Source organism: Jannaschia sp. 2305UL9-9 (assembly GCF_041403465.1).
GTDB lineage: Bacteria > Pseudomonadota > Alphaproteobacteria > Rhodobacterales > Rhodobacteraceae > Jannaschia.
Map to the genome: position 1 here is coordinate 1194479 of NZ_JBGEHM010000001.1, position 26359 is coordinate 1220837.

28 protein-coding genes and 1 riboswitch are annotated in these 26359 nt (G+C 65.5%); of the genes, 12 read left to right on the forward strand and 16 right to left on the reverse strand.

Translation table 11 applies throughout. The features are described from left to right. The first annotated feature begins 16 nt into the window (after positions 1-16). The gene (ribD, locus tag V6N07_RS05835) at positions 17-1090 is read left to right on the forward strand and encodes a bifunctional diaminohydroxyphosphoribosylaminopyrimidine deaminase/5-amino-6-(5-phosphoribosylamino)uracil reductase RibD (protein WP_371155392.1); all 1074 of its coding nucleotides are present in this window, start codon (positions 17-19) and stop codon (positions 1088-1090) included. 94 nt (positions 1091-1184) lie between these two features. On the opposite strand, the gene metK is transcribed toward ribD, so the two are convergent. The 10 genes from metK to miaB all read right to left on the reverse strand — a co-directional run bounded on the left by metK (position 1185) and on the right by miaB (position 10036). Continuing rightward, complete coding sequence (gene metK / locus V6N07_RS05840) at positions 1185-2369, reverse strand: methionine adenosyltransferase (RefSeq protein ID WP_371154750.1); 1185 nt, start codon at positions 2367-2369, stop codon at positions 1185-1187. Between the two features lie 7 nt (positions 2370-2376). Next, a riboswitch (SAM-SAH riboswitch) is annotated at positions 2377-2425 on the reverse strand. A gap of 7 nt (positions 2426-2432) precedes the next feature. Then, complete coding sequence (gene lnt, locus V6N07_RS05845) at positions 2433-3923, reverse strand: apolipoprotein N-acyltransferase (protein ID WP_371154751.1); 1491 nt, start codon at positions 3921-3923, stop codon at positions 2433-2435. A 4-nt stretch (positions 3924-3927) separates the two neighbouring features. Continuing rightward, a complete protein-coding gene (locus tag V6N07_RS05850; protein WP_371154753.1) occupies positions 3928-4830 on the reverse strand; it encodes a transporter associated domain-containing protein in 903 nt (300 codons plus the stop codon). 54 nt (positions 4831-4884) lie between these two features. Then, a complete protein-coding gene (gene ybeY, locus V6N07_RS05855; protein WP_371154754.1) occupies positions 4885-5394 on the reverse strand; it encodes an rRNA maturation RNase YbeY in 510 nt (169 codons plus the stop codon). Then, positions 5391-5735, reverse strand: a complete 345-nt coding sequence (locus tag V6N07_RS05860) for a ribonuclease E inhibitor RraB (protein ID WP_371154755.1) — start codon at positions 5733-5735, stop codon at positions 5391-5393. The genes ybeY and V6N07_RS05860 overlap by 4 nt, the downstream gene beginning before the upstream one ends. Continuing rightward, on the reverse strand, positions 5732-6688 hold the full coding sequence (locus V6N07_RS05865) for a PhoH family protein (protein ID WP_371155393.1): 957 nt from the start codon (positions 6686-6688) through the stop codon (positions 5732-5734). The genes V6N07_RS05860 and V6N07_RS05865 overlap by 4 nt, the downstream gene beginning before the upstream one ends. Positions 6689-6914: 226 nt before the next feature. After that, the gene (locus V6N07_RS05870) at positions 6915-7220 is read right to left on the reverse strand and encodes a hypothetical protein (RefSeq protein WP_371154757.1); all 306 of its coding nucleotides are present in this window, start codon (positions 7218-7220) and stop codon (positions 6915-6917) included. Between the two features lie 14 nt (positions 7221-7234). Beyond that, a complete protein-coding gene (locus V6N07_RS05875) occupies positions 7235-7903 on the reverse strand; it encodes an OmpA family protein (RefSeq protein WP_371154759.1) in 669 nt (222 codons plus the stop codon). A 289-nt stretch (positions 7904-8192) separates the two neighbouring features. Then, positions 8193-8522: a hypothetical protein gene (locus tag V6N07_RS05880; protein WP_371154761.1), complete on the reverse strand. Its 330-nt coding sequence runs from the start codon at positions 8520-8522 to the stop codon at positions 8193-8195. A 188-nt stretch (positions 8523-8710) separates the two neighbouring features. Further along, entirely contained in the window at positions 8711-10036 is a 1326-nt protein-coding gene (gene miaB, locus V6N07_RS05885) for a tRNA (N6-isopentenyl adenosine(37)-C2)-methylthiotransferase MiaB (RefSeq protein ID WP_371154762.1), read from the reverse strand. A gap of 125 nt (positions 10037-10161) precedes the next feature. Here miaB and V6N07_RS05890 point away from each other — a divergent pair, with 125 nt between their 5' ends. Further along, complete coding sequence (locus tag V6N07_RS05890) at positions 10162-11028, forward strand: hypothetical protein (protein ID WP_371154764.1); 867 nt, start codon at positions 10162-10164, stop codon at positions 11026-11028. A 69-nt stretch (positions 11029-11097) separates the two neighbouring features. Here the strand turns inward: V6N07_RS05890 and V6N07_RS05895 are convergent, their stop codons facing one another. The 5 genes from V6N07_RS05895 to V6N07_RS05915 form a co-directional block, all read right to left on the reverse strand. Beyond that, positions 11098-11565 (reverse strand): Hsp20 family protein, encoded by a 468-nt coding sequence (locus tag V6N07_RS05895; RefSeq protein ID WP_371154766.1) that lies wholly within the window; start codon positions 11563-11565, stop codon positions 11098-11100. A 361-nt stretch (positions 11566-11926) separates the two neighbouring features. After that, on the reverse strand, positions 11927-12148 hold the full coding sequence (locus tag V6N07_RS05900) for a DUF3072 domain-containing protein (protein ID WP_371154767.1): 222 nt from the start codon (positions 12146-12148) through the stop codon (positions 11927-11929). A gap of 49 nt (positions 12149-12197) precedes the next feature. Then, positions 12198-12566 (reverse strand): VOC family protein, encoded by a 369-nt coding sequence (locus V6N07_RS05905; RefSeq protein ID WP_371155395.1) that lies wholly within the window; start codon positions 12564-12566, stop codon positions 12198-12200. A 10-nt stretch (positions 12567-12576) separates the two neighbouring features. Next, a complete protein-coding gene (metG, locus tag V6N07_RS05910) occupies positions 12577-14295 on the reverse strand; it encodes a methionine--tRNA ligase (RefSeq protein ID WP_371154768.1) in 1719 nt (572 codons plus the stop codon). Positions 14296-14387: 92 nt separating this feature from the next. Further along, positions 14388-15155, reverse strand: a complete 768-nt coding sequence (locus V6N07_RS05915; RefSeq protein ID WP_371154770.1) for an NAD kinase — start codon at positions 15153-15155, stop codon at positions 14388-14390. Between the two features lie 217 nt (positions 15156-15372). Here V6N07_RS05915 and glyA point away from each other — a divergent pair, with 217 nt between their 5' ends. The 5 genes from glyA to V6N07_RS05940 all read left to right on the forward strand — a co-directional run bounded on the left by glyA (position 15373) and on the right by V6N07_RS05940 (position 19557). Then, positions 15373-16680 (forward strand): serine hydroxymethyltransferase, encoded by a 1308-nt coding sequence (gene glyA / locus V6N07_RS05920; RefSeq protein WP_371154772.1) that lies wholly within the window; start codon positions 15373-15375, stop codon positions 16678-16680. 134 nt (positions 16681-16814) lie between these two features. Continuing rightward, the gene (locus V6N07_RS05925; protein ID WP_371154774.1) at positions 16815-17513 is read left to right on the forward strand and encodes a CoA transferase subunit A; all 699 of its coding nucleotides are present in this window, start codon (positions 16815-16817) and stop codon (positions 17511-17513) included. 94 nt (positions 17514-17607) lie between these two features. Continuing rightward, positions 17608-18627 (forward strand): PAS domain-containing protein, encoded by a 1020-nt coding sequence (locus tag V6N07_RS05930; RefSeq protein WP_371154776.1) that lies wholly within the window; start codon positions 17608-17610, stop codon positions 18625-18627. Positions 18628-18649: 22 nt separating this feature from the next. Further along, positions 18650-19279 carry a 3-oxoacid CoA-transferase subunit B gene (locus V6N07_RS05935; protein WP_371155396.1) on the forward strand — a complete coding sequence of 210 codons (630 nt, stop codon included), beginning with the start codon at positions 18650-18652 and terminating at the stop codon, positions 19277-19279. Beyond that, on the forward strand, positions 19276-19557 hold the full coding sequence (locus tag V6N07_RS05940) for a GNAT family N-acetyltransferase (protein WP_371154778.1): 282 nt from the start codon (positions 19276-19278) through the stop codon (positions 19555-19557). The genes V6N07_RS05935 and V6N07_RS05940 overlap by 4 nt, the downstream gene beginning before the upstream one ends. 78 nt (positions 19558-19635) lie before the next feature. Here the strand turns inward: V6N07_RS05940 and V6N07_RS05945 are convergent, their stop codons facing one another. After that, the gene (locus tag V6N07_RS05945; protein WP_371154779.1) at positions 19636-20493 is read right to left on the reverse strand and encodes a lytic transglycosylase domain-containing protein; all 858 of its coding nucleotides are present in this window, start codon (positions 20491-20493) and stop codon (positions 19636-19638) included. 676 nt (positions 20494-21169) lie between these two features. Between V6N07_RS05945 and V6N07_RS05950 the strand changes: the two genes are divergently transcribed. The 5 genes from V6N07_RS05950 to V6N07_RS05970 all read left to right on the forward strand — a co-directional run bounded on the left by V6N07_RS05950 (position 21170) and on the right by V6N07_RS05970 (position 26352). After that, complete coding sequence (locus V6N07_RS05950) at positions 21170-21358, forward strand: Flp family type IVb pilin (RefSeq protein ID WP_371154780.1); 189 nt, start codon at positions 21170-21172, stop codon at positions 21356-21358. Between the two features lie 284 nt (positions 21359-21642). Beyond that, positions 21643-22464: a Flp pilus assembly protein CpaB gene (gene cpaB / locus V6N07_RS05955; RefSeq protein WP_371154781.1), complete on the forward strand. Its 822-nt coding sequence runs from the start codon at positions 21643-21645 to the stop codon at positions 22462-22464. A gap of 227 nt (positions 22465-22691) precedes the next feature. Next, complete coding sequence (locus V6N07_RS05960; protein WP_371154782.1) at positions 22692-24068, forward strand: type II and III secretion system protein family protein; 1377 nt, start codon at positions 22692-22694, stop codon at positions 24066-24068. 4 nt (positions 24069-24072) lie between these two features. Beyond that, positions 24073-24696, forward strand: a complete 624-nt coding sequence (locus V6N07_RS05965; RefSeq protein WP_371154783.1) for an OmpA family protein — start codon at positions 24073-24075, stop codon at positions 24694-24696. A gap of 282 nt (positions 24697-24978) precedes the next feature. Next, positions 24979-26352 carry a CpaE family protein gene (locus V6N07_RS05970; protein WP_371154784.1) on the forward strand — a complete coding sequence of 458 codons (1374 nt, stop codon included), beginning with the start codon at positions 24979-24981 and terminating at the stop codon, positions 26350-26352. Positions 26353-26359 lie beyond the last annotated feature (7 nt).

Sequence of the window (26359 nt, forward strand, 5' to 3'; positions counted from 1 at the left end):
CCATGATGCACGCTGGATGGCCGCGGCCCTTGCGCTGGCCGCGCGTGGCCTCGGCCGTGTCTGGCCTAACCCGGCGGTCGGCTGCCTGATCGTCGCAGGCGGGCGGGTCGTCGGCCGTGCGCGCACCGCCGATGGCGGGCGGCCCCACGCGGAAACACAGGCTCTGACACAAGCGGGTGCCATGGCGCGGGGGGCGACGGCCTATGTCACGCTGGAACCCTGCGCGCATCACGGGCAGACGGGCCCCTGCGCCGATGCCCTGATCGCGGCGGGCATCGCGCGTGTCGTCATCGCGCAAACCGACCCGGACCCGCGGGTGGACGGCGGCGGCATCGCCCGCCTGCGTGCGGCGGGCATCGACGTGGTGACCGGCGTGGCCGAGGCATCGGCCCGCGCCCTGCAGGCCGGGTTCCTCAGCCGTATTCAGCGTGGCCGCCCGCTGGTGACCCTGAAACTGGCCACCACGCTCGACGGGCGGATCGCCACGGCAAGCGGCGAAAGCCAATGGATCACCGGGCCCGAAGCGCGCGCGCATGTGCATGCCCAGCGGGCCTGCCACGATGCGGTGATGGTCGGGGCAGGCACCGCCCGACAGGATGATCCCCGCCTGACCGTGCGCGGCCTTGGCGAGGACCGGCCGCAACCGGTGCGGGTGGTCCTGTCACGCCGCCTCGACGTGCCGCTCGACTCGGCGCTGACACGGTCCGCGGGGCAGATCCCCGTCTGGATGCTGCATGGGCCGAAGGCCCCGCAGGATCGCCGCGATGCCCTGATGGCGGCGGGGGTCAGGCTTCATGCTGTCACGACGGGCGCCGGGGGCGGCGTCGATGTCGGCGACGCGCTGAAAAAGCTGGCGGAGCTTGGCCTGACCCGCATCTATTGCGAAGGCGGCGGCGCGCTTGCCGCCTCGTTGCTGTCTGCCGGCCTTGTCGACAGGTTGGACTGCTACACCGCCGGTGCGGCCATCGGGGCCGAAGGCACGCCGGCCCTCGGCGCGATGGGGCTGGACAGCTTGGCCAGCGCGCCGCGTCTGACCCTGTCGGACATCACGCGGCTGGGGAACGACATCCTGCACCGCTGGACGGCCTGACGGCCGCCCCTTCCTTCCCCCGGCGGGAAATACCTCGGGGGGGGGGGCACCGCAGGGATGGAGGGCAGAGCCCCCCGCCCCCACCGCGTCGGGATCAGACGGCGCCTTTCAGCGCTTCGACCAGATCCGTCCGCTCCCACGAGAAACCGCCGTCGGTCTCGGGTTGCCGCCCGAAGTGACCATAGGCGGCCGTGCGCTGATAGATGGGGCGGTTCAGGCCCAGATGCTGACGGATGCCACGGGGCGTCAGGTCCATGATCGAGGCGACGGCACGCTCGATCTGCGCCTCGGGCACTTCGCCCGTGCCATGCGTGTCGACATAGATCGATAGCGGCTTCGCGACCCCGATGGCATAGGACAGTTGCAGCGTGGCCCGCGTTGCCATGCCGGAGGCGACGATGTTCTTCGCAAGATAGCGCGCGGCATAGGCAGCGGAGCGGTCGACCTTGGTCGGATCCTTGCCCGAGAACGCGCCACCGCCGTGGGGCGCGGCCCCGCCATAGGTATCGACGATGATCTTGCGCCCCGTCAGGCCCGCATCCCCGTCCGGACCGCCGATCACGAACTTGCCGGTCGGGTTCACCCACCATTCGGTAGCGTCGCCGATCCAGCCATCCGGCAGGACGTCGCGGATATAGGGCTCCACCACCGCGCGGACGTCCGCGCTGCTCATGTCCTCGTCCAGATGCTGGGTCGACAGGACGATCGAATCCACACCCACCGGGCGTCCGCCCTCGTAGCGCACGGTCAGCTGCGACTTGGCATCGGGGCCCAGCGTCGGCTCCGTCCCGTTCTTGCGCACCTCGGCCAGCCGCTTGAGGATCGCGTGGGCATAATGGATCGGCGCGGGCATCAGGGCGTCGGTCTCGTTGCAGGCATAGCCGAACATGATGCCCTGATCGCCGGCGCCCTCTTCCTTGTCGGCCGCCGCATCGACGCCCTGCGCGATATGGGCCGACTGCTCGTGCAGAAGGTTCAGGACATCGCAGGTGGCATGGTGGAACTTGTCCTGCTCATAGCCGATGTCCTTGATGCAGGCGCGGGCGATCTGATCGATCTTGCCCATGTAATCCTTGAGCGTGTCGGGGTCGGACAGGCCCACCTCGCCGCCGATGACGACCTGGTTGGTGGTCGCGAAGGTTTCACAGGCGACGCGGGCCTCCGGCTCCTCTGCCAGAAAGGCATCGAGGACGGCGTCGGAAATACGGTCGCACACCTTGTCCGGGTGCCCCTCGGACACGGATTCCGAGGTAAAGGAATAGGACTGGCGGCTGCTCATGGCGGGATGCTCCGATGTTGTATCTGCGCCCCGTCAGGAAGCCGTTGGGGCAGTCATGGTTCGCTAAGGCCGATCACCCGCGCCGTCCACCGTTTTCCGCCTGCGCCACAGCGGCAGGGCCGTCAGCAGCAGGACAATCGCGATCAATGCGGCCCAGTCGCCGGTCATTGTATAGACCGTCGGCGGCAATGCCGGTGGCAGCGCCGCATCAAGGTGGCCATCACGGCCAAGGCCAAGGGCCCCCGTCACGTTGCCCCGTGCGTCGATGGCCGCGCTGATCCCGGTGTTCGCCGCCCGCATCAATGGCAGGCCACTTTCCGCCGCGCGCAGGCGCGCCAGCGCGAGATGCTGCGCGGGGCCTGCGAACCCGCCGAACCACGCGTCATTGGTCAGATGCAGGATCGCAACCGGCCGGTCCACGCGCCTGATATCCTGTGCAAAGATCGCCTCGTAGCAGATCATCGGCAGGACGGCCCCGATGCCCGGAACCTGCAACAGCCGCGGCCCCGGTCCGGGCGCATAGCGACCGGCGAGTTGCTGCGCCATCGGGCCAAGGCCCAGCGCCTCCGCGATACGCGGCAAGGGCAGGTATTCGCCGAAGGGCACGAGCCGATGCTTGTCGATCAGGTCCGCGACCGTCCCGTCATCGCCGGTCAGCAGCGTCAGCGCATTGCGCGGCGCACGGTCCTCGTCATAGCGCTGCACGCCGATCACCACGGGCGCGCCGCCGTTGGCCGTCGCGATCATCCGCCGCAGGTCGTCGGAGTATCGCAACAATTCCGGCAGGGACGTCTCCGGCCAGACGGTGACCGAAGGCGCGCGCCCCGGATCCGCCTCGGCCGCGGTTGCCGCAAGGCCGCGTCGAAAGAAGATGCCCGTCCAGTCGGGATCCCACTTGAGGTGTTGCGGCGCGTTTGGCTGGACCAGGCGCACGACAGGGGCATCGGGCGCGGCCAGCGGCGCCGGCGGCAACAGCGCCGCGATAACGAAGGGCACGGCCAGCACCGCGACACCCCCCGCCGCCACGATGGGCCGCCACGTCAGGATCAGGCCAAGCCCCAGCAGAAGACACAGGCCAAGCCCATGACCGCCAAGCACCGCAGCCGCCGCCAGGGCGGGCGATCCGATCAGGACATGGCCGGGCAAGGCCCATGGAAACCCGGTCAGGACATAGGCACGGGCCAGTTCGGCCGCCGCCAAGGCCACCGCCACGCCGAACGCACCCCCGCCAAGACGCACGCCCATCCCGCCCGCGATTGCCCAGAACAGCGCCATGCCCCCCGCCATCGCGGCAAGGGCGATGGGCGCCATCCAGCCGGTCAGCGCGGCATCGACAAGAAAGGGTTCGACGATCCAGTGCAGGGCGACGGCGAAATGCGCGGTTCCGAACAGCCACCCGGCCATCGCCGGGCGACGGGCCCCGGCGATCAGCGCAAGGCCCAGCGCATAGCCCGGTATGGCCAGATACCAGAGCGACCAGGGTGCCTGCCCCAATGCCCCGCCAATCCCCGCCACCACCAGCAGGGCCGGCGTGGTCAGCCAGCGTGGCAGCATTCCGTCAGGCAGCCTGAGGCATGCGCAGGCGCAGGCGCTTGATACGCCGCGGGTCGGCATCGACGACCTCGATCTCGGCGCCCGACGGGTGCGGGATGACTTCACCCCGCGCGGGCACACGCCCGGCCAGCATGAAGACCAGACCGCCCAATGTGTCGATCTCTTCCTCGTCCCCCTCCTCGATCAGGGGGAAACCGATCTCTTCCTGAAAGTCCTCGATCGGGGTGCGCGCCAGAGCGAGGTAGCAGCCGGTCTTTTCCTGCCGCCAGAGCTTGCCTTCTTCCTGATCGTGTTCGTCCTCGATCTCGCCGATGACCTGCTCGATCAGATCCTCCAGCGTCACGAGGCCGTCGACACCACCGTATTCGTCGATCACCAGGGCCATGTGCGTCCGCTGAGTCTGCATCTTGGCAAGCAGCACGCCGATCGGCATCGACGGCGGCGCATAGATCAGCTGTCGCAGCAGCGGTGCCATGTCGAAGGGTTTGTCCCGGTCGCCATTGAACCCGTGGTTCAAGGCAACGTCCTTCAGGTGGATCATCCCGATGGGCACATCCAGCGTGCCTTCGAACACAGGCAGGCGGGTCAGCCCGCTTTCGCGGAAACGCGCCACGAGGTCGGGCAAAGTGATGTCGGAGGGCACGGCGACCACTTCGGCCCGCGGGATCAGCACATCGTCGAGGCGTTTGACGCGCAGGTTCAGCAGGCCGGGCATCTGCCTGGTCTGGACCTCCTCCTCGGCGGGGCGTGATTGGGTTTCGGGCGGCGTGAAGCCCCCGAAGATGCGTGCCATGAACCCCGGACGCGCGCTTGGCGCAGCGTCTACGCCACTTGCCGGGTCGGGCTCGGGTGTCTGGTCTGTGGTCTGCGCGCTTTGCGCGGCGCTAGACGATCCGTCGTTGTCCATCGGACCCGCAGGTCTCCGTTGTCTTACACCGGCAAAACCACCGGCATGTCCTGTTTACGCGTCGTCATAGGGATCGGGAAGTCCCAATGCCGTGACGATTCGAACTTCGAGCGATTCCATGCGCATCGCATCATCATCGGTTTCATGATCGTAACCAAGCAGGTGCAGCACGGCATGGACCAGCAGATGGGTGACATGGGCATCGAAGGTCTTGCCCTGTTCGCCTGCTTCGCGCGCGCAGGTGTCATAGGCGATCGCGATATCGCCCAGTTCGGGATCCTCCGGATCCGGGGCAAGGGGCGCACCGCCGGGGGTTTCGGCCCCGCGTTCGTCGGACGGCCATGACAGGACGTTCGTCGGCTTGGGCTTGCCGCGAAAATCGGCGTTCAGCGTCGCGATGCGGGCGTCGTCGCAACCCAGGATCGCGACCTCCCACCCCTGCCCGACGCCCGCACCGTCAAGGGCGGCGGGCACGGCCACGGCGGACAGACGCTGCAGATCCGACCAACGCGGATCCTCGGCGATCACGTCGATGGTTGCGATGGCTTCGGCTGCGTCACTCACAGGCCCATGAACCCCCAGCCTGTCGGGCGGAACCCGTGGGTAAGAGCGGCATCGGTCGTGCGCTTCTCTTCTGCCAGAATCGCATCCAGCGTCAGGGCCATCGCATCGGTCTGCGCCTCGATCACTTCCTCCTCGTCGCCCTCTTCGAAGGCGCCGGCCGGGTAGTGCTCGACATCGTAGCCGTTGTCTTCCAGCCAGCCCATGAACTCCACCGCGTCGGCCCCGTCGGTCGCGGTGAAATGCAGATCGATCATCGCCTGCGCGGGCACCTTTGCGGTGGCGACGATCTCGGCCCATTGCGCGCGGGTCGCGGCCTCCTGCGCGGCACGATCAAAGGTCATTCGCGGGCCATCCGGGCCGCCTGCGCGGCCTCTCTGCGGGCGTCGTCGGCCTCGTAGGCGGTGATGATCTTCGCCACCAGCGGGTGGCGCACGACGTCTGTCGCGCTGAAGTAGTTGAAGCTGATCCCCTCGACCCCGCGCAGGATATCCTCGGCGGCGCGCAGGCCCGATTGCACCCCGCGCGGCAGGTCGACCTGCGACCGGTCCCCGGTGATCGCCATCCGCGACCCGCGCCCCAGTCGGGTCAGGAACATCTTCATCTGCATCGTCGTCGCGTTCTGCGCCTCGTCCAGAATCACGAAGGCGTTGGACAGGGTCCGCCCCCGCATGAAGGCCAGCGGCGCGATCTCGACCCGCTTTTCCTCGCGCAGCTTGGCAAGTTGCTTGCCCGGCAGGAAATCGTTCAGCGCGTCATACAGCGGCTGCATGTAGGGATCGATCTTGTCGTCCTGCGTGCCCGGCAGAAAGCCCAGCTTTTCGCCCGCTTCGACGGCGGGCCGCGTCAGGATGATGCGATCGACCTCGCCCTGAATGAACTTCGACACGGCGACGGCGACCGCGATATAGGTCTTGCCCGTGCCTGCCGGGCCGATCCCGAAGGTCAGCTCGTTTTCAAGCAGTGCGCGGGTATAGGCCTTCTGCGCATCCGTGCGCGGCTCCATCGTCTTCTTGCGCGTGCGGATTTCCAGCGGGGGACCGGCGAACATCTCGGTCTGATCGCCATCGCGGGCCTCGGCTTCGCTGTTGCCCAGCCGGATCAGGCCGTCGATGACGCCCATGGTGACATCCTTGCCGGCCTCCAGCCGGGCATAGAGGGCGTTGAGCACGCGCTCTGCCTCGGCGGCCGCTTCGCCATGAACGATCAGGGCATTGCCGCGATGGACGATCTGCACGCCCATCAGTTGTTCGACCTGTGACAGATGGGCGCCGCCGGGGCCGACCATATCGATCATCAGACGGTTGTCGGGAAAATCCAGTTGGATCGCGATGCTGTCGGGGGCTGTGGTCAGGACCAAGGATGGCTCCTATTGAGGGATCAAGAGCAAGGTGGCGTTTCGGCAGGGCGGGCACAAGACATAGCCGCGCGAAAGCGTCGAAACGTCGTACCACCGTTACCAACGCGAACGGGGCCGCGGCGTTCCCGCCACGGCCCCGTCAACGAAAAGCATGGAATCACGATCAAATCGGGTCGTTGATGTCCTGGCCGCCCCGGAACGGGCCGGTGACGTATTCGGGCGGTGCCGTGCCCGAGCAGACGGGCTTGCCATCCGGGGACAGCCGCTGGCTGAGGTAACCTTCGACGCCGTCGTCGATCAGCCAGTGGTCGCAGCCTTGCGGATCGACCCAGATGCCCGGCGAAAGCTCCTGCAGGGAGGAGCGGCCGATCAACTGGCGGTCGACGGTCTTGTCGCCGGAATTATCCGTATCGCAGGCGGCAAGCGTGCCGGCACAGGCGATCAGGGCGATGGTCTTTGCGATGGTCATTGTTCCATCCCCTCTCAGCGGTAGCAGACGACTTCGACGCGGCGGTTCTGCGCCATGCCCGAAGCCGTGCCATTGGTTGCGCGCGGCTGGCGTTCGCCAAGCCCGCGGACGTCGACGACCCGTGCACCGGCGGCGCGTGCGACATTGGCAACGGCGTCGGCGCGGGCCTTGGACAGGCGCATGTTGTATTCGTCGCTGGCGCGGCTGTCCGTATGGCCCTGAATGCCGAACGCGGATGCGGTGGACGCCTGGAAGAAGCGGGTCAGTTCGGCGCGACCGGCCGCGTGGATGCGCGCGCTGTCGGTATGGAAGAACTGGTCCGTCTGCATGATGCCGCAGGCCTGCGCGCGGTTGCAGACCGGGCGACCGTCGCGGGTGACGTGGGGCGTCATGAACCCTTCGGCACCGTCATCCATCACCCAGTGTTCGCACCCGTCGGGGTCCGTCCAGATGGTCGGTGTATACCGTTCCGCCAGGATCGTCCGCTCACGTCCGGGCGCGGCGCGTCCCTTGACCCAGCGGCCGTTGCCATCGGTGTCGAGGAAATAGGTATAGACGTTGCCGGCGCTGTCCTGCCCGACATCGCCGGCGTTCTGCGCCATCGCCGGCGCCACGAGGCCCAGCGCCGTGGCGACCAGGGCCGCCGCCGCCGTCCTGAGCGTGTTCACTGCAAATCGAGACACTTTTGCCCCCCTTAGTTCTGCCAGTTCCTGACGAAACGTGAACCACGCGGGAGCCTTCCATCGGGCCGCTTGCGGCCATGGGGGCAGGAGACCGGTGGCAGCCGCTCCTTGTAAGTCGATGATTACCAAACAATCCCGCCCTGCAAAGCCCAAATAACCACATCTAGGGCGTTTTCTGACTTACTGAGGCATCTGTAGGGGCATATCCGACGCACACCGCCCGATTATCCACGATCCGCGTACCCCGACGCGAGGTTTCGCGGCATCCGTGAAACGATCGGATGTCCTGTCAGCGGCCGGGCGGCGACGTGCGCAGGATGTTGCGCATCGTGGCCCCCATCGCAGCCGTATTGCCCACCAGCGCCTCATCCCGGCAGATGCGCATGCCGATGGCCGTAGCCCGTTCGAAGGTGTATCCGACGCGGACCAGATCATCGATGAACACCGCCTGCGGCTTGTCCCAAATCACGCCACGCAAGGAAAAACGCGCGCAGCTGACGGTGATCTGAACCCCCTCGGCCTGAACGCGGGCGTGGTGGTGATGGGCTTTGGCGGTCGGCGGCAGCGACAGGATAAGTGCCGCAGCCACGGACAGCAGGCCGGTTGTCTTCCTTGCCATCGTAGATCCCCCGTCACCCCTCGGGCCGCCGGGGTGGCGGGCCGAAGCCAAGGGCAACATCGCGCAGTATGCGCCCCGCAGGGGACGTCGGGGAAGTCACAAAGTCTGTGTTCGGTTAATCCGAAACAATCGGAGCTGTGCCCGGGAATCGTTTCGTAATCGACGACAATGGGATCCCCGGCCGCCGATCAGATCAGGTCAGCCGCCAGCGAATTGGTCTTGGCCTCGGTCACGCGGACCCGCGCGACCTGTCCCAAAAGCGAATCAGGTGCGACGGCGTGGACGGCGTGCAGGTATTCGGATTTTCCGATCAACTGCCCCGGCTGACGCCCGGCCTTTTCGAACAGAACCGAAACCTCGCGCCCGACCATCGACGCCTGCACGGCGTATTGCTGTTCGCTCAGCAGCGCCTGAAGGCGGTGCAGGCGATCGGTCGCCACCTCGGACGAAACATGCGCCTTTTCCGCCGCCGGTGTGCCGGGGCGGGCGGAATACTTGAAGCTGTAGGCCTGACCATAGCCGACCCTTTCCACCAGCCGCAGGGTATCCTGGAAATCCTCCTCCGTCTCGCCGGGGAAGCCGACGATGAAGTCGCCCGACAACAGAAGATCGGGCCGCGCCGAGCGCAGCCGGTCGATGACCTCGATGTATTGCGCCGCCGTATGCTTGCGGTTCATCGCCTTCAGGATGCGGTCACTGCCGGACTGAACCGGCAGATGCAGATAGGGCATCAGTTTGGAGCATGTCCCATGGGCGTCGATCAGGGCGTCATCCATGTCGTTGGGGTGGCTGGTGGTAAAGCGGATGCGTTCCAACCCGTCGATCCCGTCCAGCGCCCAGATCAGGTCGGCCAGACCCCATGTGCGCCCATCGGGCCCGTCGCCGTGGTAGGCGTTCACGTTCTGACCCAGCAGGGTGATCTCGCGCACGCCGCGCGCGACCAGCGCCCGCGCCTCGGACAGCAGGCGCGCGGCGGGGCGGCTGACCTCGGCCCCGCGGGTATAGGGGACGACGCAGAACGCGCAGAACTTGTCGCATCCTTCCTGCACCGTCAGGAAGGCCGTCGGCCGGGGCGCGGGGCCGCGCGACTGGGGCAGATGCTCGAACTTGTCCTCCTCCGGCATGTCCGTGTCCAGCGCCTGTTCACCGGCATTCGCGCGCGCGACCAGACCCGGCAGGCGGTGGTAGGCCTGCGGTCCGACGACGAGATCCACGGCGGGTTGCCGTGCCATGATCTCGGCGCCTTCGGCCTGTGCGACGCAGCCCGCGACGCCGATGCGCAGATCCGGGTTCGCTGCCTTCAGCGGTTTGAGCCGCCCGAGGTCGGAATACACCTTCTCCGCCGCCTTTTCGCGAATGTGGCAGGTGTTCAGCAGGATCAGGTCCGCATCTTCGGGCGTGTCCGTCGCGACATAGCCCTGCGCGACCATCGCCTCGGTCATGCGTTCGCTGTCGTAGACGTTCATCTGGCAGCCATAGGTCTTGATGTGCAGCTTCTTGGGCAGATCGGTCATCGCGCACCTGTCGGTCTTGGAACGAGCTTTCGGGATTGGCGGGGCATAGCGCAGGACGCGCGCTTGCGAAAGGGCAGGCAAAAGTGGGAAAGGACTTCATGGATCTGGCCATGCGGAGACCTGTCATGGAATTCACCTCGCCCTCGGACATGACCGCCCGTATTCGCGGCTTGGGCGCGGCGCCCTTGCTGATGATCCTGTGCGAAGACGCGGTCGAGATCGACAGCACGATTACCCATCACCTGTCGGCGGGGTTCGGCCATATCGTCCTTGCCCTGCCCCCCGGCGTGGCGGCCCCCGCTGGCCTGCCGCCGCAGGTGCACCCCCTGCACCTGCCCGAGCGGCCGGACGACATGGCGACCACCTGCGTCAACGCCCTGATCGACGGACGACCGGAGGGTGCGTGGACGGCGTGGCTTTACAACGCGGAATACCTGTTCACCCCCTTCGCCGAAACGCGCACCGTCGGCGAGGCGATGACCTTCTGCACGGAGGAGCGGCGCGACGCGATCCTGACCTTCGTCGTGGACCTTTATGCCGAAACCCTTGCGACCGCGCCGAATGCCGTGGACCGGGATGCCGCCTGCATGGACGAGGTCGGGTATTTCGCGCTTGCCCGCTGGGACAAGGAAAACGACGAGGCGTTCGACAGGCAGCTGGATTTTCACGGCGGCCTGCGCTGGCGGTTCGAGGAGCATATCCCCTGGGAACGGCGGCGCATCGACCGGGTGGCCATGTTCCGGGCGCGCAAGGGTCTGCGCCTGTTGGCCGACCACACGGTCACCGACCCCGAGATGTGCACCTATTCGGCGCCGTGGCACCATTCGATGACGGCCTGCATCACGTCGTTCCGGGCGGCAAAGGCATTGTCGACGAACCCGGGATCGCGCGCGGCAGTGACGACGTTCAAATGGGACGGATCCGTTCCCTTCGAATGGCGCGCGCAGCAGTTGATGGATCTGGGGCTGATGGAGCCGGGCCAATGGTTCTGAGGCCCCGTGGCCCAACGTAAGACGCGCGCCCGTCCGGGCGCGCGTCGGTGACGTCGACCTGTGGCCGGATCAGGCCTCGGTCGCGTCGCTTTCGAGGGCGGGCGTCGTCGCTCCGCTGGCCGCGGTAATCGCGATCTGCCGGGGCTTGAGCGCTTCGGGGACCTGACGCTCCAGCTCGATATGCAACATCCCGTCGATGTGATGGGCGCCGGTCACATGAACGTGGTCGGCAAGCTGGAAGGTCTTCTCGAAGGCACGCTGCGCGATACCGCGGTGCAGGTAGGTCGGGCGCACGTCCGAGGCGGCCTTGCGCGCCGTCAGCGTCAGCTGGTTTTCCTTGACCTCGATCGCCAGTTCATCGGCCGAGAAACCGGCCACGGCGACGGAGATGCGGTAGGCATCGTCGCCCAGCTTCTCGATGTTGTAGGGGGGATAGGTCGTGCCGGTATCGGCGGACATCGCACGGTCCATCAGGTTGGCCATACGGTCGAAACCGACAGTGCCACGATACAGGGGAGTGAAGTCGTAAGTACGCATTTCGTGCATCCTTTTCAAAGCGATACAAATGTGCGCCGCCGCCCGTTCGGGCCGGTGGCAATCGTCATCGAACCCGCATTCGGCGTCCGATGACAGAAATCTGGGCACGTCCATATCGCCGTTCAAGGGGGACTTGCGACGTTTTCGACGGATACTCGTGACAGGGATCGAGGCGGCGCCGCCAGGCGGGGCGGACGACCGGATGCGGGAGGCCCCCTGCCCGACACGAGGGGCAAGGGGTCTGATGGGGGATCGGGCCCGACCACCCGGTGCCTGCGCCGCGTCACCGACGCAGGGCCCTGTGGTCGTCCTGTTGTGTGCTGCAGCGCGGATGTTGTCGCCGAGAGCGGTTAACAAGGCGTCAATCGCCGCGACCGGTCTTGTCCTGCAGGGCGTCGATCCGCTTGGAGGCGTCGGCCTTGGTCATCTCGGGGTCGAAATCCTCGCCCGCCTCTTCGCAGAGCGTCTTGAGATAGCTGGCCTGCGCGCCGGTCATCGCTTCGTCGCCCGTCGTCCAGTCATCGGGATCCTTGACGGCGTTTCCGGGGGCATCCTGCTTGGGGGTGTCGGTGATCTTGTCCATTGAGCGTCTCCTTTGTTCGCTCAACGTTCCGCCGGCACGGCGGTTCCCTTCAGGCCGGTTCGATCAGGTCCCAACGGGTGCCCCATGGGTCGGACCAGACGGCGACGGTGCCATAGGGTTCGCGGCGCGGCGTCTCCTCGAAGGTGCCGCCCGCCGCCGTGATGCGCGCGGCGGCCCCGGCGAAGTCATCGGTATGCAGGAACAGGCCCACGCGTCCGGCGAACTGATTGCCGATGGCGGCGGACTGCACCGCCCCCTCGGCCCGCGCCAGCACCAGCGTCATCGCCCCGTCGGACACGGTGACCCAGCGTTTGCGCCCCTGATCCACGTCCGCCGTAACCTGCCAGCCGAGTGCGGTGAAGAAGGAGATGCCCGCATCGTAGTCGGGCACGATATAGGCCGTCCCCCCGAGGCGCATCCGCGCCCCGTCAGTCACGGGTGCCCGCGAACTGCGCCTCCCATTCGGCGCGCTGATCGTCGGTGATCTTGGCGAACAGCACCTCGGGCACGGTGAAGGCATGGCCCGGTGCAAGGGTGGCCAGCGCGGCAGGCACATCGTCCGGCCAGCGGTCGTCATCCGTCTGCATCCCCGCAAGCATCGCGGCGGCGGCATCGGGAATGAAAGGCGCCGAGAGGACCGCATAGAAGCGGATCAGGTTCAGCGCGAGGCGCACCTGCGCCGCGGCCTGTTCGGGATCGGTCTTGAAGGTCGACCACGGCGCGGCCTCCTGCAGGTATTCGTTCCCGGCCACCCAGATGGCGCGCAGCTCGGACGCGGCCTTGCGGATCTCGATCGCATCCATGTGGCGCTGATAGGCGGCAAGACGCGTCGACAGCGTCTCGATCAACGCCTGTTCCTGCGCGCCGTAGGTGCCGCCTTCGGGCACGACCTCGCCGAACTTGGCGCGGCAGAACTTGGTCACGCGGCTGACGAAATTGCCAAGCACGTCGGCCAGATCCTTGTTCACGCCGGCCTGGAAATTGTCCCACGTGAATTCGGTGTCCGAGGATTCGGGCACATGGGACAGCAGCCACCAGCGCCAGTAGTCGGCAGGCAGAATGTCCAGCGCCTGATCCATGAAGACGCCGCGCCCGCGCGAGGTGCTGAACTGTCCGCCGTCGTAGTTGAGGTAATTGAACGACTTGAGGTAGTCGACCGTCTTCCACGGCTCGCCCGAGCCAAGCAGGGTCGCGGGGAAGGACAGGGTGTGGAAGGGAACGTTGTCCTTGCCCATGAACTGCACGTAGCGGACGTCGTCGGCACCCTTGTCGGTGCGCCACCAGCGTTCCCAGTCGGCCTCGGCCTTGCCATTGGCGTCCGCCCATTCGGCGGTGCCCGCGATGTATTCGATGGGCGCGTCGAACCAGACGTAGAAGACCTTGCCCTCCATCCCCGGCCAAGGGTCGTCGCCGCGCGCGACGGGCACACCCCAGTCGAGGTCGCGGGTGATGCCCCGGTCCTGCAACCCGTCGCCGTCGTGCAGCCACTTCTTGGCGATGGAGGTGGTCAGGACGGGCCAGCCATCCTGCGCGTCGATCCATTGGTCGAGGCGATCCTTGAGCAGCGACTGGCGCAGATACAGGTGCTTCGTCTCGCGCTCCTCCAACTCGGTGGAGCCGGAGATGGTGGAGCGCGGGCTGATCAGGTCGGTCGGGTCCAACTGCTTGGTGCAATTGTCGCATTGGTCGCCGCGCGCATCCTCGAACCCGCAGTTCGGGCAGGTGCCCTCGATATAGCGGTCGGGCAGAAAGCGCGCGTCGGCGACGGAGTAGACCTGCCGGGACGACCGCTCCTCTATCAGGCCGGCCTCGTCCAGTTTCATGGCGAAATGCTGTGTCAGGCGGCGGTTCTGCGCACTGCTCGACCGGCCGAAGTGATCGAAGGACAGGCGGAACCCGTCGGCCAGATCCTTTTGCACCTGCCACATCTCGGCGCAGTATTCGTCGACCGGTTTGCCCGCCTTGGCGGCGGCCAGTTCGGCGGGCGTGCCGTGTTCGTCGGTGGCGCAGATGAACATGACCTCGTGTCCCCGCGCGCGGGCGTAGCGGGCATAGAGATCGGCCGGAAGCTGGCTGCCGATCAGGTTGCCCAGATGCTTGATGCCATTGATGTAGGGAATGGCGGAGGTGATGAGCGTGCGGGTCATTGGCTGTCTCCGGGGTAGGTCCGGGCGCTTCTAGACAGCCCCCCTGCCCCTCGCAAGCATCCTGTCACCGAAGGCCCTGCCCGGAGGAGCGGTCAGGTGAACTGTTCCTGCAGCAGACGTTCCTCCAGCCCGTGGCCGGGGTCGAACAGCAGGCGGTGACAGATCGAGGCATCGGTCGCCACCTCGACCGACACGACATCGCGGACGGACCTGCTGTCGGCTTCGGCCATCATCGGGCGCTTGCCGGGGTCGAGCACGTCGAACCGCACCCGTGCCGGTTTCGGCAGAAGGGCCCCGCGCCAGCGCCGGGGGCGGAAGGCGGACATCGCCGTCAGGGCCAGAACGTCCGAGCCGATCGGCAGGATCGGTCCATGGGCGGAGTAGTTGTAGGCGGTCGATCCGGCAGGCGTGGAGACCAGCGCACCGTCGCACACCAGCTCCTCCATCCGGACCTTGCCATCAACGCTGATCCGCAGTCGCGCGGCCTGCGGCCCGGCGCGCAGCATCGACACCTCGTTGATTGCCAACTCCTCTACCACGGTGCCATCGACGCGGGTGGCGCGCATCCGCAGAGGGTTCGTGACCGCCTCCTCGGCGGCGGTCAGACGGTCGGGCAGATCGTCTTCGCAATATTCGTTCATCAGAAACCCGACGGTGCCACGGTTCATCCCGTAGGTCGGCGCGTCGATCTGCATGGTACTATGCAGCGTCTGAAGCATGAAACCGTCGCCGCCCAGCGCCACGATCACGTCCGCCGAGGTCGGCGCCTCCTGTCCGTAGCGGGTGGTGAGCCGGGCCAGCGCCTCCTGGGCGACGGGCGCCTCGGATGCAAGAAAGGCGATGCGGGGGGCGGTCGTCATGAAGGCTCCTGTCATTCGGACCGGCACGGTGGCGGTGGCAGGGACGAAAGGCAAGCGCACAGGCGGGGACAACGCGGCGCGGATCGGAAAGAAAGTCGGGGATAGGCGCGGCCCCGCATGTCGGTTTGGCCGTGCAATGCGGCGATACGCACCTTCCCTGATCCGGTGCCTTATTCTAAGAGACAGGCGAATTCAGCCCTGATCGGAGTGCCCGCCCATGAACGCCCCCCATCGCCCCACCGGTCAAGACGCCGGCTTCTTCACCCGCTCCCTCGCCGAGACGGATCCGGAAATCGCCGCCGCGACCGCCAAGGAGCTGGGCCGGCAGCGTGACGAAATCGAGCTGATCGCCTCCGAGAACATCGTCAGCCGCGCCGTGATGGAGGCGCAGGGCGGCGTGATGACGAACAAATACGCCGAAGGCTATCCGGGCCGTCGCTATTACGGCGGGTGCCAGTATGTCGACATCGCCGAGGATCTGGCCATCGATCGCGCCAAGCAGTTGTTCGGATGCGATTTCGTTAACGTTCAGCCGAACTCCGGCAGCCAGGCCAACCAAGGCGTGTTCACCGCGCTTCTGCAACCGGGCGATACCATCCTCGGCATGTCGCTGGACGCCGGCGGTCACCTGACCCACGGTGCGCGGCCGAACCAGTCGGGCAAGTGGTTCAACGCCATTCAGTACGGTGTCCGCGAAAGCGATCTGTTGCTGGACTATGATCAGGTTCAGGCGCTGGCGACCGAACATCAGCCCAAGATGATCATCGCCGGTGGATCAGCCATCCCGAGGATCATCGACTTCGCCCGCATGCGCGAGATCGCAGATTCGGTCGGCGCATACCTTCTGGTCGACATGGCGCATTTCGCGGGCCTCGTGGCGGCCGGGCACTACCCCAGCCCGTTCCCGCACGCGCATGTCGCGACGACCACGACGCACAAGACCCTGCGCGGACCGCGCGGCGGCATGATCCTGACCAACGACGAGGCAATTGCGAAGAAGTGCAATTCGGCGATCTTCCCCGGCATCCAGGGTGGTCCGCTGATGCATGTGATCGCGGGCAAGGCCGTCGCCTTCGGCGAGGCATTGCGCCCCGGCTTCAAGGATTACCAGGCACAGGTGATCCTGAACGCGCAGGCGCTGGCCGATCAGCTGATGAAAGGTGGTCTGGATATCGTGACGGGCGGCACCGACACGCACCTGATGCTGGTCGATCTGCGGCCCAAGGGCGTCAAGGGCAACGCGACGGAGGCCGCGCTGGGTCGTGCACACATCACCTGCAACAAGAACGGCATCCCCTTCGACGATGAGAAGCCGATGGTGACCAGCGGCGTGCGCCTCGGATCGCCCGCGGGCACGACGCGCGGGTTCGGCGAGGCCGAGTTCCGCCAGATCGGCGACCTGATCGTCGAAGTCGTCGATGGACTTGCCGCAAACGGCGCCGACGGGAACGAAGCCGTCGAAGCCGCCGTGCGCGACAAGGTTCAGGCGCTGTGCGATCGGTTCCCGATCTATCCCGACCTGTGATCCCCGACGGGGGCCGGACCGCCGGCCCCCGCCTTCGGCCCCTGCAGTTATGTCGCAGGGCGACCGCATACGATTGAATGCCGTTCCCCCCTCGGCTAGAGGTTCCACACGCGACGCGTTCTGGGGGATTTGCGATGAAAAAGGTGTACGGCTCCGCCGCCGAGGCGCTGGACGGGCTCTTGTTCGACGGCATGTTTATCGCCGCGGGCGGGTTCGGCCTGTGCGGCATTCCAGAGCTTTTGCTGGGTGGGATCAAGGACGCCGGCACGAAGGACCTGACGTTTGCGTCGAACAATGCGGGTGTCGATGATTTCGGCATCGGCATCCTGCTTCAGACCCGTCAGGTGAAGAAGATGATCTCCTCCTACGTGGGGGAGAATGCCGAGTTCATGCGGCAGTATCTGTCCGGCGAGCTGGAGCTTGAATTCAACCCTCAGGGCACACTGGCCGAGCGCATGCGCGCAGGTGGCTGTGGCATCCCCGGCTTCTATACCAAGACGGGCGTCGGCACCGTCATCGCGGAAGGCAAGGAACACAAGGACTTCGACGGCGAGACCTACATCCTCGAACGGGGGATCTTTGCCGATCTGGCCATCGTCAAGGCATGGAAGGCCGACACGACGGGCAACCTCGTGTTCCGAAAGACCGCACGAAACTTCAACCCGCCGGCTGCGATGTGTGGTAAGGTCTGCGTCGTGGAGGTGGAGGAGATCGTGGAACCGGGCCAGCTGGACCCCGATTCCATCCATTTGCCCGGAATCTACGTGCATCGCCTGATCCAGGGAGAGCATGAAAAACGGATCGAGCAACGGACAACGCGTCCCGCCGCGTGATCCGGGACGGACCGGCAGTCCGCTGTCGGTCAGACCGCTCGACACCGCTTTGACGTCAGCCCGTCGAAGCCCTTGAAAGGACCGGAGAACGACCGTGCAGCCTCGGCGTAAATTGGCATCCGTGATCGACGATCAGGCCGCGCTGGCCGGGTTCAGCCGCGTGCGCGTGGCCATGATCCTGACCGATGCCCGCGCGGAAGATAACCCCATCGTCTATGTCAATTCCGCGTTCGAGCGGACCACCGGCTATTCCCGGTCCGCCGTGATCGGCCGGAATTGCCGGTTTCTGCAGGGGGAACGCACCGACAAGGCGTCGGTCGACCGGATCCGGAACGCGATTGCGGCCGGGGACGACATTACCGTCGACATCCAGAACTATCGCGCGGATGGCCGCCCCTTCATGAACCGGCTGATCATCGCACCGATCAGCGATTCCGACGGGGACGTGATCTATTTCCTCGGTATCCAGAAGGAAATCTCGGACGGCGAGATCGAGGAGAAGGCCGCCAACACCCTGCTGAGCAACGTGCGCGGACGTGTGCAGGAGGATCTGGGCCTCGTCATCGACAGCATCCAGAACGCCGACATCTCGGACCCCCTCGACTTCGACGCCATGACCCGGCGGCTGGAATGCCTGCAGCTGGTCTATGAATCGATGCGCCTGTCCGAGGCGCAGGAAAGGTTCGGAAACGGTATCGACCTCGGTGCCCTCGTCAGTCGCGTCGCCTCGGGGGTTGCGCATGAAGAGGGACGCTCGGGGATAAGGTATCTGCAATCCGTGGAGCCGATGATCGTCAACCCGGACAGCGCGGTTCGCGTGTCGATCCTGTTGTCCGAGGTTCTGTCCAATGCGTTTGCCCATGCCTTCGACCGCATCGATGAAGGCGTCGTCGAATTGCGCATGGTCAAGCTGGCTGCTGGTGGCCTGCGCATGACGATCACGGACGACGGTGTCGGCCTGCCGCAGAACGTGCCGTTTCCAAACCCGGCCACGGTGGGTGGTCGGTTGATCCAGACATTGACCGATGGTCTTGATGGGACCATCACACCGGTGCGCGGTGCTGCGGGAACGGTCGTCATGATCGACGTCCCCGTCGGTGTCGCAGACGTATAACCCTGACAAACGGAGGGTCATGATGCCCTGGGATCGCAATCAGATGGCGGCACGCGCCGCGCAGGAACTGCAGGATGGGTGGTATGTGAACCTGGGCATCGGGATCCCGACGCTCGTGTCCAACTACATCCCCGAGGGCGTCGAGGTGACCCTGCAATCCGAGAACGGGATGCTGGGCATGGGCCCCTTCCCGGTCGAGGGGACCGAGGATGCGGACCTGATCAATGCCGGCAAGCAGACCATCACCGAACTGCCCCAGTCGGCCTATTTCGACAGCGCGCAATCCTTCGGCATGATCCGGGGTGGCAAGATCGCGATGGCGATCCTTGGTGCGATGGAAGTGGCCGAGAACGGCGATCTTGCGAACTGGATGATCCCCGGCAAGCTGGTCAAGGGCATGGGTGGTGCGATGGATCTGGTCGCGGGCGTGGGCCGTGTGGTCGTCGTCATGGATCACGCCAACAAGCATGGGCAATCCAAGGTCCTGCGCGAATGCACCCTGCCGCTGACCGGCAAGGGCGTCGTCGACCGGATCATCACCAATCTCGGCGTTCTCGACGTGGTCGAAGGCGGTCTGAAGATCGTCGAACTTGCCGAAGGCGTGACCGAGGACGAGTTGCGTGCCGTGACCGAGGCCACGCTGGTCGCATGAGCGCGATCACCCGCGAGGACGGCGAAAATGGCGGTCGGTGGGTGACGATCGTGGACGGGCACGAGGCGGAGATGACCTATTCCCGCCTCGGCGCCTCCAAGTTGATCGTGGATCATACGGGCGTTCCCGATGCCCTGCGCGGTCAGGGCGTCGGTCTGCGTCTGGCCGAACGGATGATCGCCGATGCCCGTGCCGAAAGTCTGCGCGTCGTTGCCCTGTGCCCGTTCGTGAAGGCGCAGGCGCGCAAGCACCCCGATTGGTCGGACGTCGTGGAGTGATCGGGCGAAACGGCCGCCGCGCGACCTGATCGCGACGCGGCCAGCCCCCTTGCAACGGTCATGCCCCAAGACGTGGCGCTATGAATCGCTGAAGGCGGACTGAAAGACGCAGCCATCGCCCGGCATGACCGGTGGCGTGTTGCACATCGTCCGGGCCACGTTCCACGCTGCCATGACCTTGGGGACATAGGCGCGGGTTTCCGCGAAGGGCGGAACACCGTCGTACCGCCGCACCGCCCCCTCGCCCGCGTTGTACCCGGCGAGCGCGAGGACCGGATCGTTGCCGAATTCCTGCATCAACCAATCGAGGTAGGCGACGCCCCCCCGGATGTTCTGACCCGGATCGTTCGAATCGCCGACGCCGAACCGCTCGGCCGTGGCGGGGATCAGCTGCATCAGGCCCTGGGCGCCCGCGTGGCTGATCGCATCCGTCCGTCCGGCGGATTCGACGGATATGAGGGCAAGGATAAGCGCCGGGGACACGCGGGTCCCGACCGAATAGCGCAGGATTGTGTCGCCGTGCGCCTTTGCGATGCTCTGCATGTGTTGAAGCGACGGCGCGCGAATCCCACTGCCCGTCGGGGGGCGCGCGGCGACCCTTGCGGCCTGTTGAAAGCGGCCCGCCTGTTGTCCGATATCGGGGGAAACGGCGGTCCAGAACCAATCCTGCTGATTGCCGGCATCGTTGCTTTGCGCGGGGGCGGTGCGCGCGATGGCCACATCCGGGGCCTGTGGGCGGCCCGGGCGCGGCGCGCCGACGGGCGCCGCCGGACGGTCGGGGCGATCGGCCGCCGTGATCTGGACGTCGATGCGCCGGGTTGCGTTCGACGAGGGTGGCTTGACCCGCTTGAAGGTGAAGTCGCCGGCAAGGGCGGGCGCGGATACGGACAGGATGCAAAGCGACGCAACGACGGCGGCGGCATGTAGGTAGGTCATGTCAGACTGCTCGGTCCCCTTGTTTTCCGCCACGATGACACGAAAGCGCCACCCAGCCTATTCCGCCCCCCGCGATTCCGATGCCGGTGTGTGACATTCGCCCCGATTGCGCCATTCCCGTCCAATCGAAGACCCGACAACGCCCCTCGCCCGCCCTGCTGTTGTTGCCGAAGCCACGTTAATTCCGCGTAAATTCGGCATTGTCGGCAATTTGAACGAAATGAGCCACTATTTCGCCCCATTTGCCCGGCAAACCAGAACCATCGGAAGGGCACCTTGGCAGACCGCCCCGCCGGTCAAAAACAAGCACCGGAACACCCGGGCAAGGAACGTGACGATCGAGCAGCCCCACGGGCGCGTTGGCAGACGTGACCGAAAAGAGGGAAGTCACAATATTTCCACCGGTCCACGGATCGAGGGATGGAGGGCCGTGCTGGCAGGCGCGGCCCTTTTTGCGTGGCGGTGTGGATGCCACCGGGCACGCCCCGACCTGTCGGTTCGGACGGGGTCCCAGCGCCCACCGAACACAGGAGTTTCGTGACGTAGCGTCGGATGGCATTGGTCCCGGAATGTCCGCATCCATGCCTCATTCCTGTCCCGTTTCGCGATCAGAAAAGCCCAATCGATCGGGCAGGTGCCCAACGAGCATAACGAGTGTACCAGAAGGAATGAACTCATGCTGAACGCGATCAAGACTTTCTCCGCAGACGAATCCGGCGCCGTGACCGTTGACTGGGTCGTTCTGACCGCAGCCCTCGTCGGCCTTGGCCTCGCAGTGATGGGTGTCATCTCCGGTGGCATCGAGAGCCTTTCGAACGACATCAACGGCGTTCTGCTGACCGACCACACCTCCACCTCTTTCTAAGGACGAGGTGTCGGCGCCACACGCGCGCCCCTCGGCTATCATTGCGCCCCGGGATCCCGTCTCGGGGCGCTTTGCCCTTTCTTAACCCGACCGATGGCATCAACGACATGATGCCCGACCCTGTGTCAAATGGGGGCTTTCTGCGGTAAATGCCGCGCTTGTTTTCGGCCGGCTCGTGACGATCATATGGCCGTCACGCCGGCTCCCCCATTCTGCCGCATTTGGTGGGTAGTACTCGGCCAGTCAGGTGTTCGGCTGGTTTTTGACTTTGTGAAGGTTACAAGATGCGTATGATTTTCGGACTCGTCCTGCTCGCAGGGCTGGCACTTGCAGGTTTCGCCATCCACACGGCGCAGAACCGCTTCTCTCAATACAAATCCGCGCTCGCCTCCTCTCAACAAGCTGTTGTTCCGGTCAAGGATGTCTACGTCGTCCGCCGGCAACTTCGCTATGGCGACCCCCTGCGCCCCAGCGACGTGCGCAGCATTTCCTGGCCCGCGAACAGCATCCCGGCGGGCGCCTTCGGATCGATGGATGAAATCTTTCCGCAAGGGGAAACAGGCATTCGCACCGTCCTGCGCGTGATGGAGCGTGACGAGCCGTTGTTGCAGGCAAAGGTGACGAAACCGGGACAGGAGGCTGGGATCGCCGCAACCCTGACGCCGGGCATGCGGGCCTTCACCCTTCAGGTCGATGTCAATTCGGGTGTGTCCGGCTTTCTGCGACCGGGCGACCGGGTCGACGTCTACTGGACCGGTGGTGGGGGGGACGGTGGTGTCACCCGCCTGATCGAACCGAACATGCCGCTGATCGCCATCGACCAGCAGACCGACGAACAGCGCAACAACCCGACGATCGCGCGCAATGTTACCGTCGAGGCGCCGCCCGCCGTCGTTGCCAAGCTGGCCCAGGCCCAAGCGACGGGCCGCCTGTCCCTCGCGCTGGTGGGTGTGCAGGATGAGACGGAATCCGAAAGCGTCGAGGCCACGCTGCGCGAAGTCATGGGCGCAGAGGAAACGGCCGCCCGCCGCGATGTCTGCACCGTTCGGACGCGCAAGGGATCCGACGTCGTGCTGATCCCGGTCCCCTGCCCGGCCGACGGCTAGGGACCAGACCTGCCAAACCTCGTATATGCGCCGCTCTGCCCTTCGGGGCCGGGCGGCGCATGACGTTCGGGAATGTGTCCGGATTGCGGCAGTCTGTGTCCCGCATGCACTGTGGCCTGTGCGGAATACGCAACGTTGTTGCAATAATTCCGGGCTGTGCAATGCTGACACATGATGCGGGCAAAAGATCCGCAAATTTGAGCAGAGTGATCAGAGAGGCAGGTCACATGACCATTGGAAGAATTGCCCGGGCAGCATTGCTCGGCTTGCTTGTTTCAGGCACGCCCATCTCCGAGGCCTATGCCGAAACCCTTCGCATCGCAGAGGGCCGCGCCCAGTCATCCCTTCGCGTATCCCTGAACCGCGCCATCGTGCTGGAATCCGACGTCCCGTTCGCGGAGCTTTCGGTCGCCAACCCGCTGATCGCCGATATCGCCACCCTGTCCGAACGCACCGTCTATGTTCTGGGCAAGGCACCCGGCCGCACGACACTGACCCTTCTGGGACCGGACGGCCGGCTGATCACGAACGTCGAGGTGCAGGTCACCCCCGACGTGGCAGAATTCAAGGAGCGGTTGCGCGAACTGTTGCCCGGCGAACCCATCGAAGTGCGCACCGCCAACGACGGTCTCGTCCTGTCCGGCACGGTTTCGTCCGCCCAGAAGCTGGACCAGGCGCTGGAGATCGCAAGCCGCTATGCCCCCGAGGCCGTGCTGAACCTGATGAACGTCGGCGGCACCCAGCAGGTGCAGCTGAAGGTGCGCTTTGCCGAGATGTCGCGCAACCTGTCCAAGGAAATCGGCGTCTCGCTAGGCATTGGTGGCACGGATCTGAACGGTGGCTCCTACGCCGCGGGGGCCGCGACCGCCGTCACATCGAATGCCGGTGCGTTGCAGCTGAACTTCGGCACCGCGTCGCTCAACTTCAACGTCCTGTTGCAGGCGTTGGAGGAAAAGGGCGTTGTGCGCACCCTGTCCGAGCCGAACCTGACCGCCCTGTCCGGCGAATCCGCCAGCTTCCTTGCCGGTGGCGAACTGCCCGTGCCGCAGGTCGATGCCGAGGGGAACGTCGGCGTGACCTTCAAACCCTTCGGCGTCTCGCTGGAATTCCTGCCGACGGTGGTGGATGACGACATCATCAACCTTTCGATGGTCAGCGAAGTTTCCTCCGTCACTGATACAAATACCATCATCAACGGTGCAGCGGTGCCGACCCTGTCCAATCGGCGCGCGCAGACCACGGTCGAATTGCGCGACGGCCAGAGCTTTGCGATCGCCGGCATCCTTCAGGACGATTTCACCGACGGGACCAGCGCCGTGCCGTTCCTTGGTGATCTGCCGGTTCTGGGGGCGCTGTTTCGATCCGCGCGGTTCAATCGACAGCAGACGGAGCTGGTCATCATCGTGACGGCCCATCTGGTCACCCCGACACGTGGTGAGGCGTTGGCCCTGCCGACCGACCGGATCCGACCGCCCACCGAAAACGAACTGTTCCTGTACGGGCGCGTCTCGGGCGGGGCACCGAACGGCACGCGGGCATCGACCCGGGGCGGCGATGCGGTCAACCAGGATTTCTCCGGCAACTACGGCTACGTGTTGGAGTAAGGGCATGGCACAGAACACATACACCCGCCGCTTCCTGATCTCCGGACTTGGGCTGACCGCGCTCGGGGCTTGTACCGGGGTCAACAGCTTCAACCGGCCCGCCGGTCATTCGGTGGACGAAGGCGCCTTCGGCAACCCCACGATGCAGAACATGCTTGTGCACAACGGGTCCGCCAGCGCCGTCAGCCACCTTGGCGGCCGCTTTGCCGCGTCGGTTCCCGCGACGATCAATTTCGCCTTTGCCTCATCGCATCTGGACGCCACGGCACGTGCCGTTCTGGACCAGCAGGCGGATTTCATGCGTCAGTTCCCGGAGGTCCGCTTTTCGGTCTACGGACACACCGATGCCGTCGGGTCCAACCGGTCGAACGAGGCCCTTGGCCGTCGCCGGGCCGAAGCCGCAGTCAGGTATCTTGGGCAAAAGGGGGTCAGCCGATCCCGCCTTGCCGCCTTGGTGAGCTTTGGTGAAACGCGTCCCCTTGTCCCGACGCAGTCGCGTGAACGCGCGAACCGTCGCACGGTGACCGAAGTCGCGGGCTTCGTCGAGGGCAACCCCCTCGTGCTGGACGGAAAATACGCGCAGATCGTCTATCGCAACTACGTCGCAGGCTCCGCAGCGCCATCCTGACGCGGCAGTCGGAACCTCAGAAAAGGCCCCTGCCCCGGTCGGTGCGGGGGCTTTTTTTCGGCCCGCCCCGGGCACCCGCCCAGCGCCCGGGCAAAGGAATCAAGCCGACGCATTTTGTTCGCGGGATTTCCACTAATTTCATCAATCACGTCCAATTGTTGCCTGAATTAGCAGGCACTTCATGGGGGCCGAGGATGCATCTGATCGCATTCCGCCCCGCAACGGGGTGCTTCGGTCGGTAACGTCCCTTTCGACGGACACAGAAGAAACGTGGTGACCCGTATGGCCAGCAATCTCGCGACCCTTCCCGAACCGGAACCGCTTCGCGCGGTCACCGTGTCGCGCGACGTGCAGGAATTCGATCTGCTGATCGAGGATATGGAAGCGGAGCTTGGCGAAGGATGGGGTGATCTGACCTTCGTCGAGGCGCTGACCTTCCTGCGTCAGGACGAAGCGCGAAGCCTTGAATTCATTGTCATTGCTGCGGACAAGGCCGATGAGGTCCGCCTGCCGCAATTGCAGGATGTCATCCGGACGGCCAAGCGTGCGGGCCTGAAGGTCATCCTGGTGGCCGAAGGCCTGGACCCGATGTCCATGCACGAACTGTTGCGGGCCGGCGCCGATGATTTCGCGCCCTACCCCCTGCCGGAAAGTGCGCTGTCCGAGGCTGTGACGCGCATCCGCGCACCGGGTCAGAGCAGCGATACCGACGTGATGAAACGTGCGGGCGCGGATATGGTCGAGGCGACCGCCGTAACCCCGCAGCAGCCGGCCGCAACCGCCCCCGCGCCGTCGGTTCCGGCCGTGACGACCGGTGGGGGATCCTCCGGCACCGGTGCCTTGTTCGCAATCCAGTCCGCCGCCGGTGGCGATGGTGCCACGACGATTGCCGTGAACCTTGCGTGGGAACTGGCACATGCCGACAAGCTGAACCCGCCGCGGGTCTGCCTGATCGATCTTGGTCTGCAATTCGGGTCCGTCGCGACCTATCTGGATCTGCCCCGAAAGACGACGATCTACGATGTTCTGACCGATATCGCGTCGATGGATCAACAGGCCTTTCTTCAGGTCCTGACACCCTACAAGGATCGGTTGTCGGTCTTTACCGCACCGTCCGAGATGCTGCCGCTCGACGTGGTCGGCCCGGACGAGGTGGCTGCCTTGGTAAAGCTTGCACGCGCGGCCTTCGATGTCGTGATCGTGGACATGCCCGGTACGGTGACCAGTTGGACCGAAACCATCCTGCAGACGGCGGACATCTATTTCCTCGCCTGCGAGCTGGAGGTGCGGTCGGCTCAGAATGCCCTGCGGTTTCAGCGGCTTCTGCAATCGGAGGGGATCGCGATCGATCACCTTGCCTATCTGCTGAACAAGGCGCCCGGAAAACTGGACATGTCCGGTCGCGCGCGCATCGACAAGTTCGCCAGCAGCCTCGACATCAAGTTCCACGCCGTTCTGGCCGATGGTGGCAAGCAGGTGACCGAAGTCAACGATCAGGCCGCGCCGCTGCGCGAACTGGCCGCGCGCAATGCATTGACGAAGGACATCGCGAAGTTGGCGCAGGACTTGCACAACGCACGCGAACAGGTCGAGGGCATGGCCCCCGCGAAGCCGGCGGCCAAGAAGAAAGCGATATTCGGGCTGCAGTTCGGCTGAACGCCCA

What these genes read in the sequence shown, in the direction of transcription:
- ribD (WP_371155392.1), top strand. Translation starts at nt 17, where the DNA reads ATGGCCGCGGCCCTTGCGCTGGCCGCGCGTGGCCTCGGCCGTGTCTGG.
- metK (WP_371154750.1), bottom strand. Translation starts at nt 2,369, where the DNA reads ATGAGCAGCCGCCAGTCCTATTCCTTTACCTCGGAATCCGTGTCCGAG.
- lnt (WP_371154751.1), bottom strand. Translation starts at nt 3,923, where the DNA reads ATGCTGCCACGCTGGCTGACCACGCCGGCCCTGCTGGTGGTGGCGGGG.
- V6N07_RS05850 (WP_371154753.1), bottom strand. Translation starts at nt 4,830, where the DNA reads ATGGACAACGACGGATCGTCTAGCGCCGCGCAAAGCGCGCAGACCACA.
- V6N07_RS05860 (WP_371154755.1), bottom strand. Translation starts at nt 5,735, where the DNA reads ATGACCTTTGATCGTGCCGCGCAGGAGGCCGCGACCCGCGCGCAATGG.
- V6N07_RS05865 (WP_371155393.1), bottom strand. Translation starts at nt 6,688, where the DNA reads ATGATCGATATGGTCGGCCCCGGCGGCGCCCATCTGTCACAGGTCGAA.
- V6N07_RS05870 (WP_371154757.1), bottom strand. Translation starts at nt 7,220, where the DNA reads ATGACCATCGCAAAGACCATCGCCCTGATCGCCTGTGCCGGCACGCTT.
- V6N07_RS05880 (WP_371154761.1), bottom strand. Translation starts at nt 8,522, where the DNA reads ATGGCAAGGAAGACAACCGGCCTGCTGTCCGTGGCTGCGGCACTTATC.
- miaB (WP_371154762.1), bottom strand. Translation starts at nt 10,036, where the DNA reads ATGACCGATCTGCCCAAGAAGCTGCACATCAAGACCTATGGCTGCCAG.
- V6N07_RS05890 (WP_371154764.1), top strand. Translation starts at nt 10,162, where the DNA reads ATGGAATTCACCTCGCCCTCGGACATGACCGCCCGTATTCGCGGCTTG.
- V6N07_RS05895 (WP_371154766.1), bottom strand. Translation starts at nt 11,565, where the DNA reads ATGCGTACTTACGACTTCACTCCCCTGTATCGTGGCACTGTCGGTTTC.
- V6N07_RS05900 (WP_371154767.1), bottom strand. Translation starts at nt 12,148, where the DNA reads ATGGACAAGATCACCGACACCCCCAAGCAGGATGCCCCCGGAAACGCC.
- V6N07_RS05905 (WP_371155395.1), bottom strand. Translation starts at nt 12,566, where the DNA reads ATGCGCCTCGGGGGGACGGCCTATATCGTGCCCGACTACGATGCGGGC.
- metG (WP_371154768.1), bottom strand. Translation starts at nt 14,295, where the DNA reads ATGACCCGCACGCTCATCACCTCCGCCATTCCCTACATCAATGGCATC.
- V6N07_RS05915 (WP_371154770.1), bottom strand. Translation starts at nt 15,155, where the DNA reads ATGACGACCGCCCCCCGCATCGCCTTTCTTGCATCCGAGGCGCCCGTC.
- glyA (WP_371154772.1), top strand. Translation starts at nt 15,373, where the DNA reads ATGAACGCCCCCCATCGCCCCACCGGTCAAGACGCCGGCTTCTTCACC.
- V6N07_RS05925 (WP_371154774.1), top strand. Translation starts at nt 16,815, where the DNA reads ATGAAAAAGGTGTACGGCTCCGCCGCCGAGGCGCTGGACGGGCTCTTG.
- V6N07_RS05935 (WP_371155396.1), top strand. Translation starts at nt 18,650, where the DNA reads ATGCCCTGGGATCGCAATCAGATGGCGGCACGCGCCGCGCAGGAACTG.
- V6N07_RS05940 (WP_371154778.1), top strand. Translation starts at nt 19,276, where the DNA reads ATGAGCGCGATCACCCGCGAGGACGGCGAAAATGGCGGTCGGTGGGTG.
- V6N07_RS05945 (WP_371154779.1), bottom strand. Translation starts at nt 20,493, where the DNA reads ATGACCTACCTACATGCCGCCGCCGTCGTTGCGTCGCTTTGCATCCTG.
- V6N07_RS05950 (WP_371154780.1), top strand. Translation starts at nt 21,170, where the DNA reads ATGCTGAACGCGATCAAGACTTTCTCCGCAGACGAATCCGGCGCCGTG.
- cpaB (WP_371154781.1), top strand. Translation starts at nt 21,643, where the DNA reads ATGCGTATGATTTTCGGACTCGTCCTGCTCGCAGGGCTGGCACTTGCA.
- V6N07_RS05960 (WP_371154782.1), top strand. Translation starts at nt 22,692, where the DNA reads ATGACCATTGGAAGAATTGCCCGGGCAGCATTGCTCGGCTTGCTTGTT.
- V6N07_RS05965 (WP_371154783.1), top strand. Translation starts at nt 24,073, where the DNA reads ATGGCACAGAACACATACACCCGCCGCTTCCTGATCTCCGGACTTGGG.
- V6N07_RS05970 (WP_371154784.1), top strand. Translation starts at nt 24,979, where the DNA reads ATGGCCAGCAATCTCGCGACCCTTCCCGAACCGGAACCGCTTCGCGCG.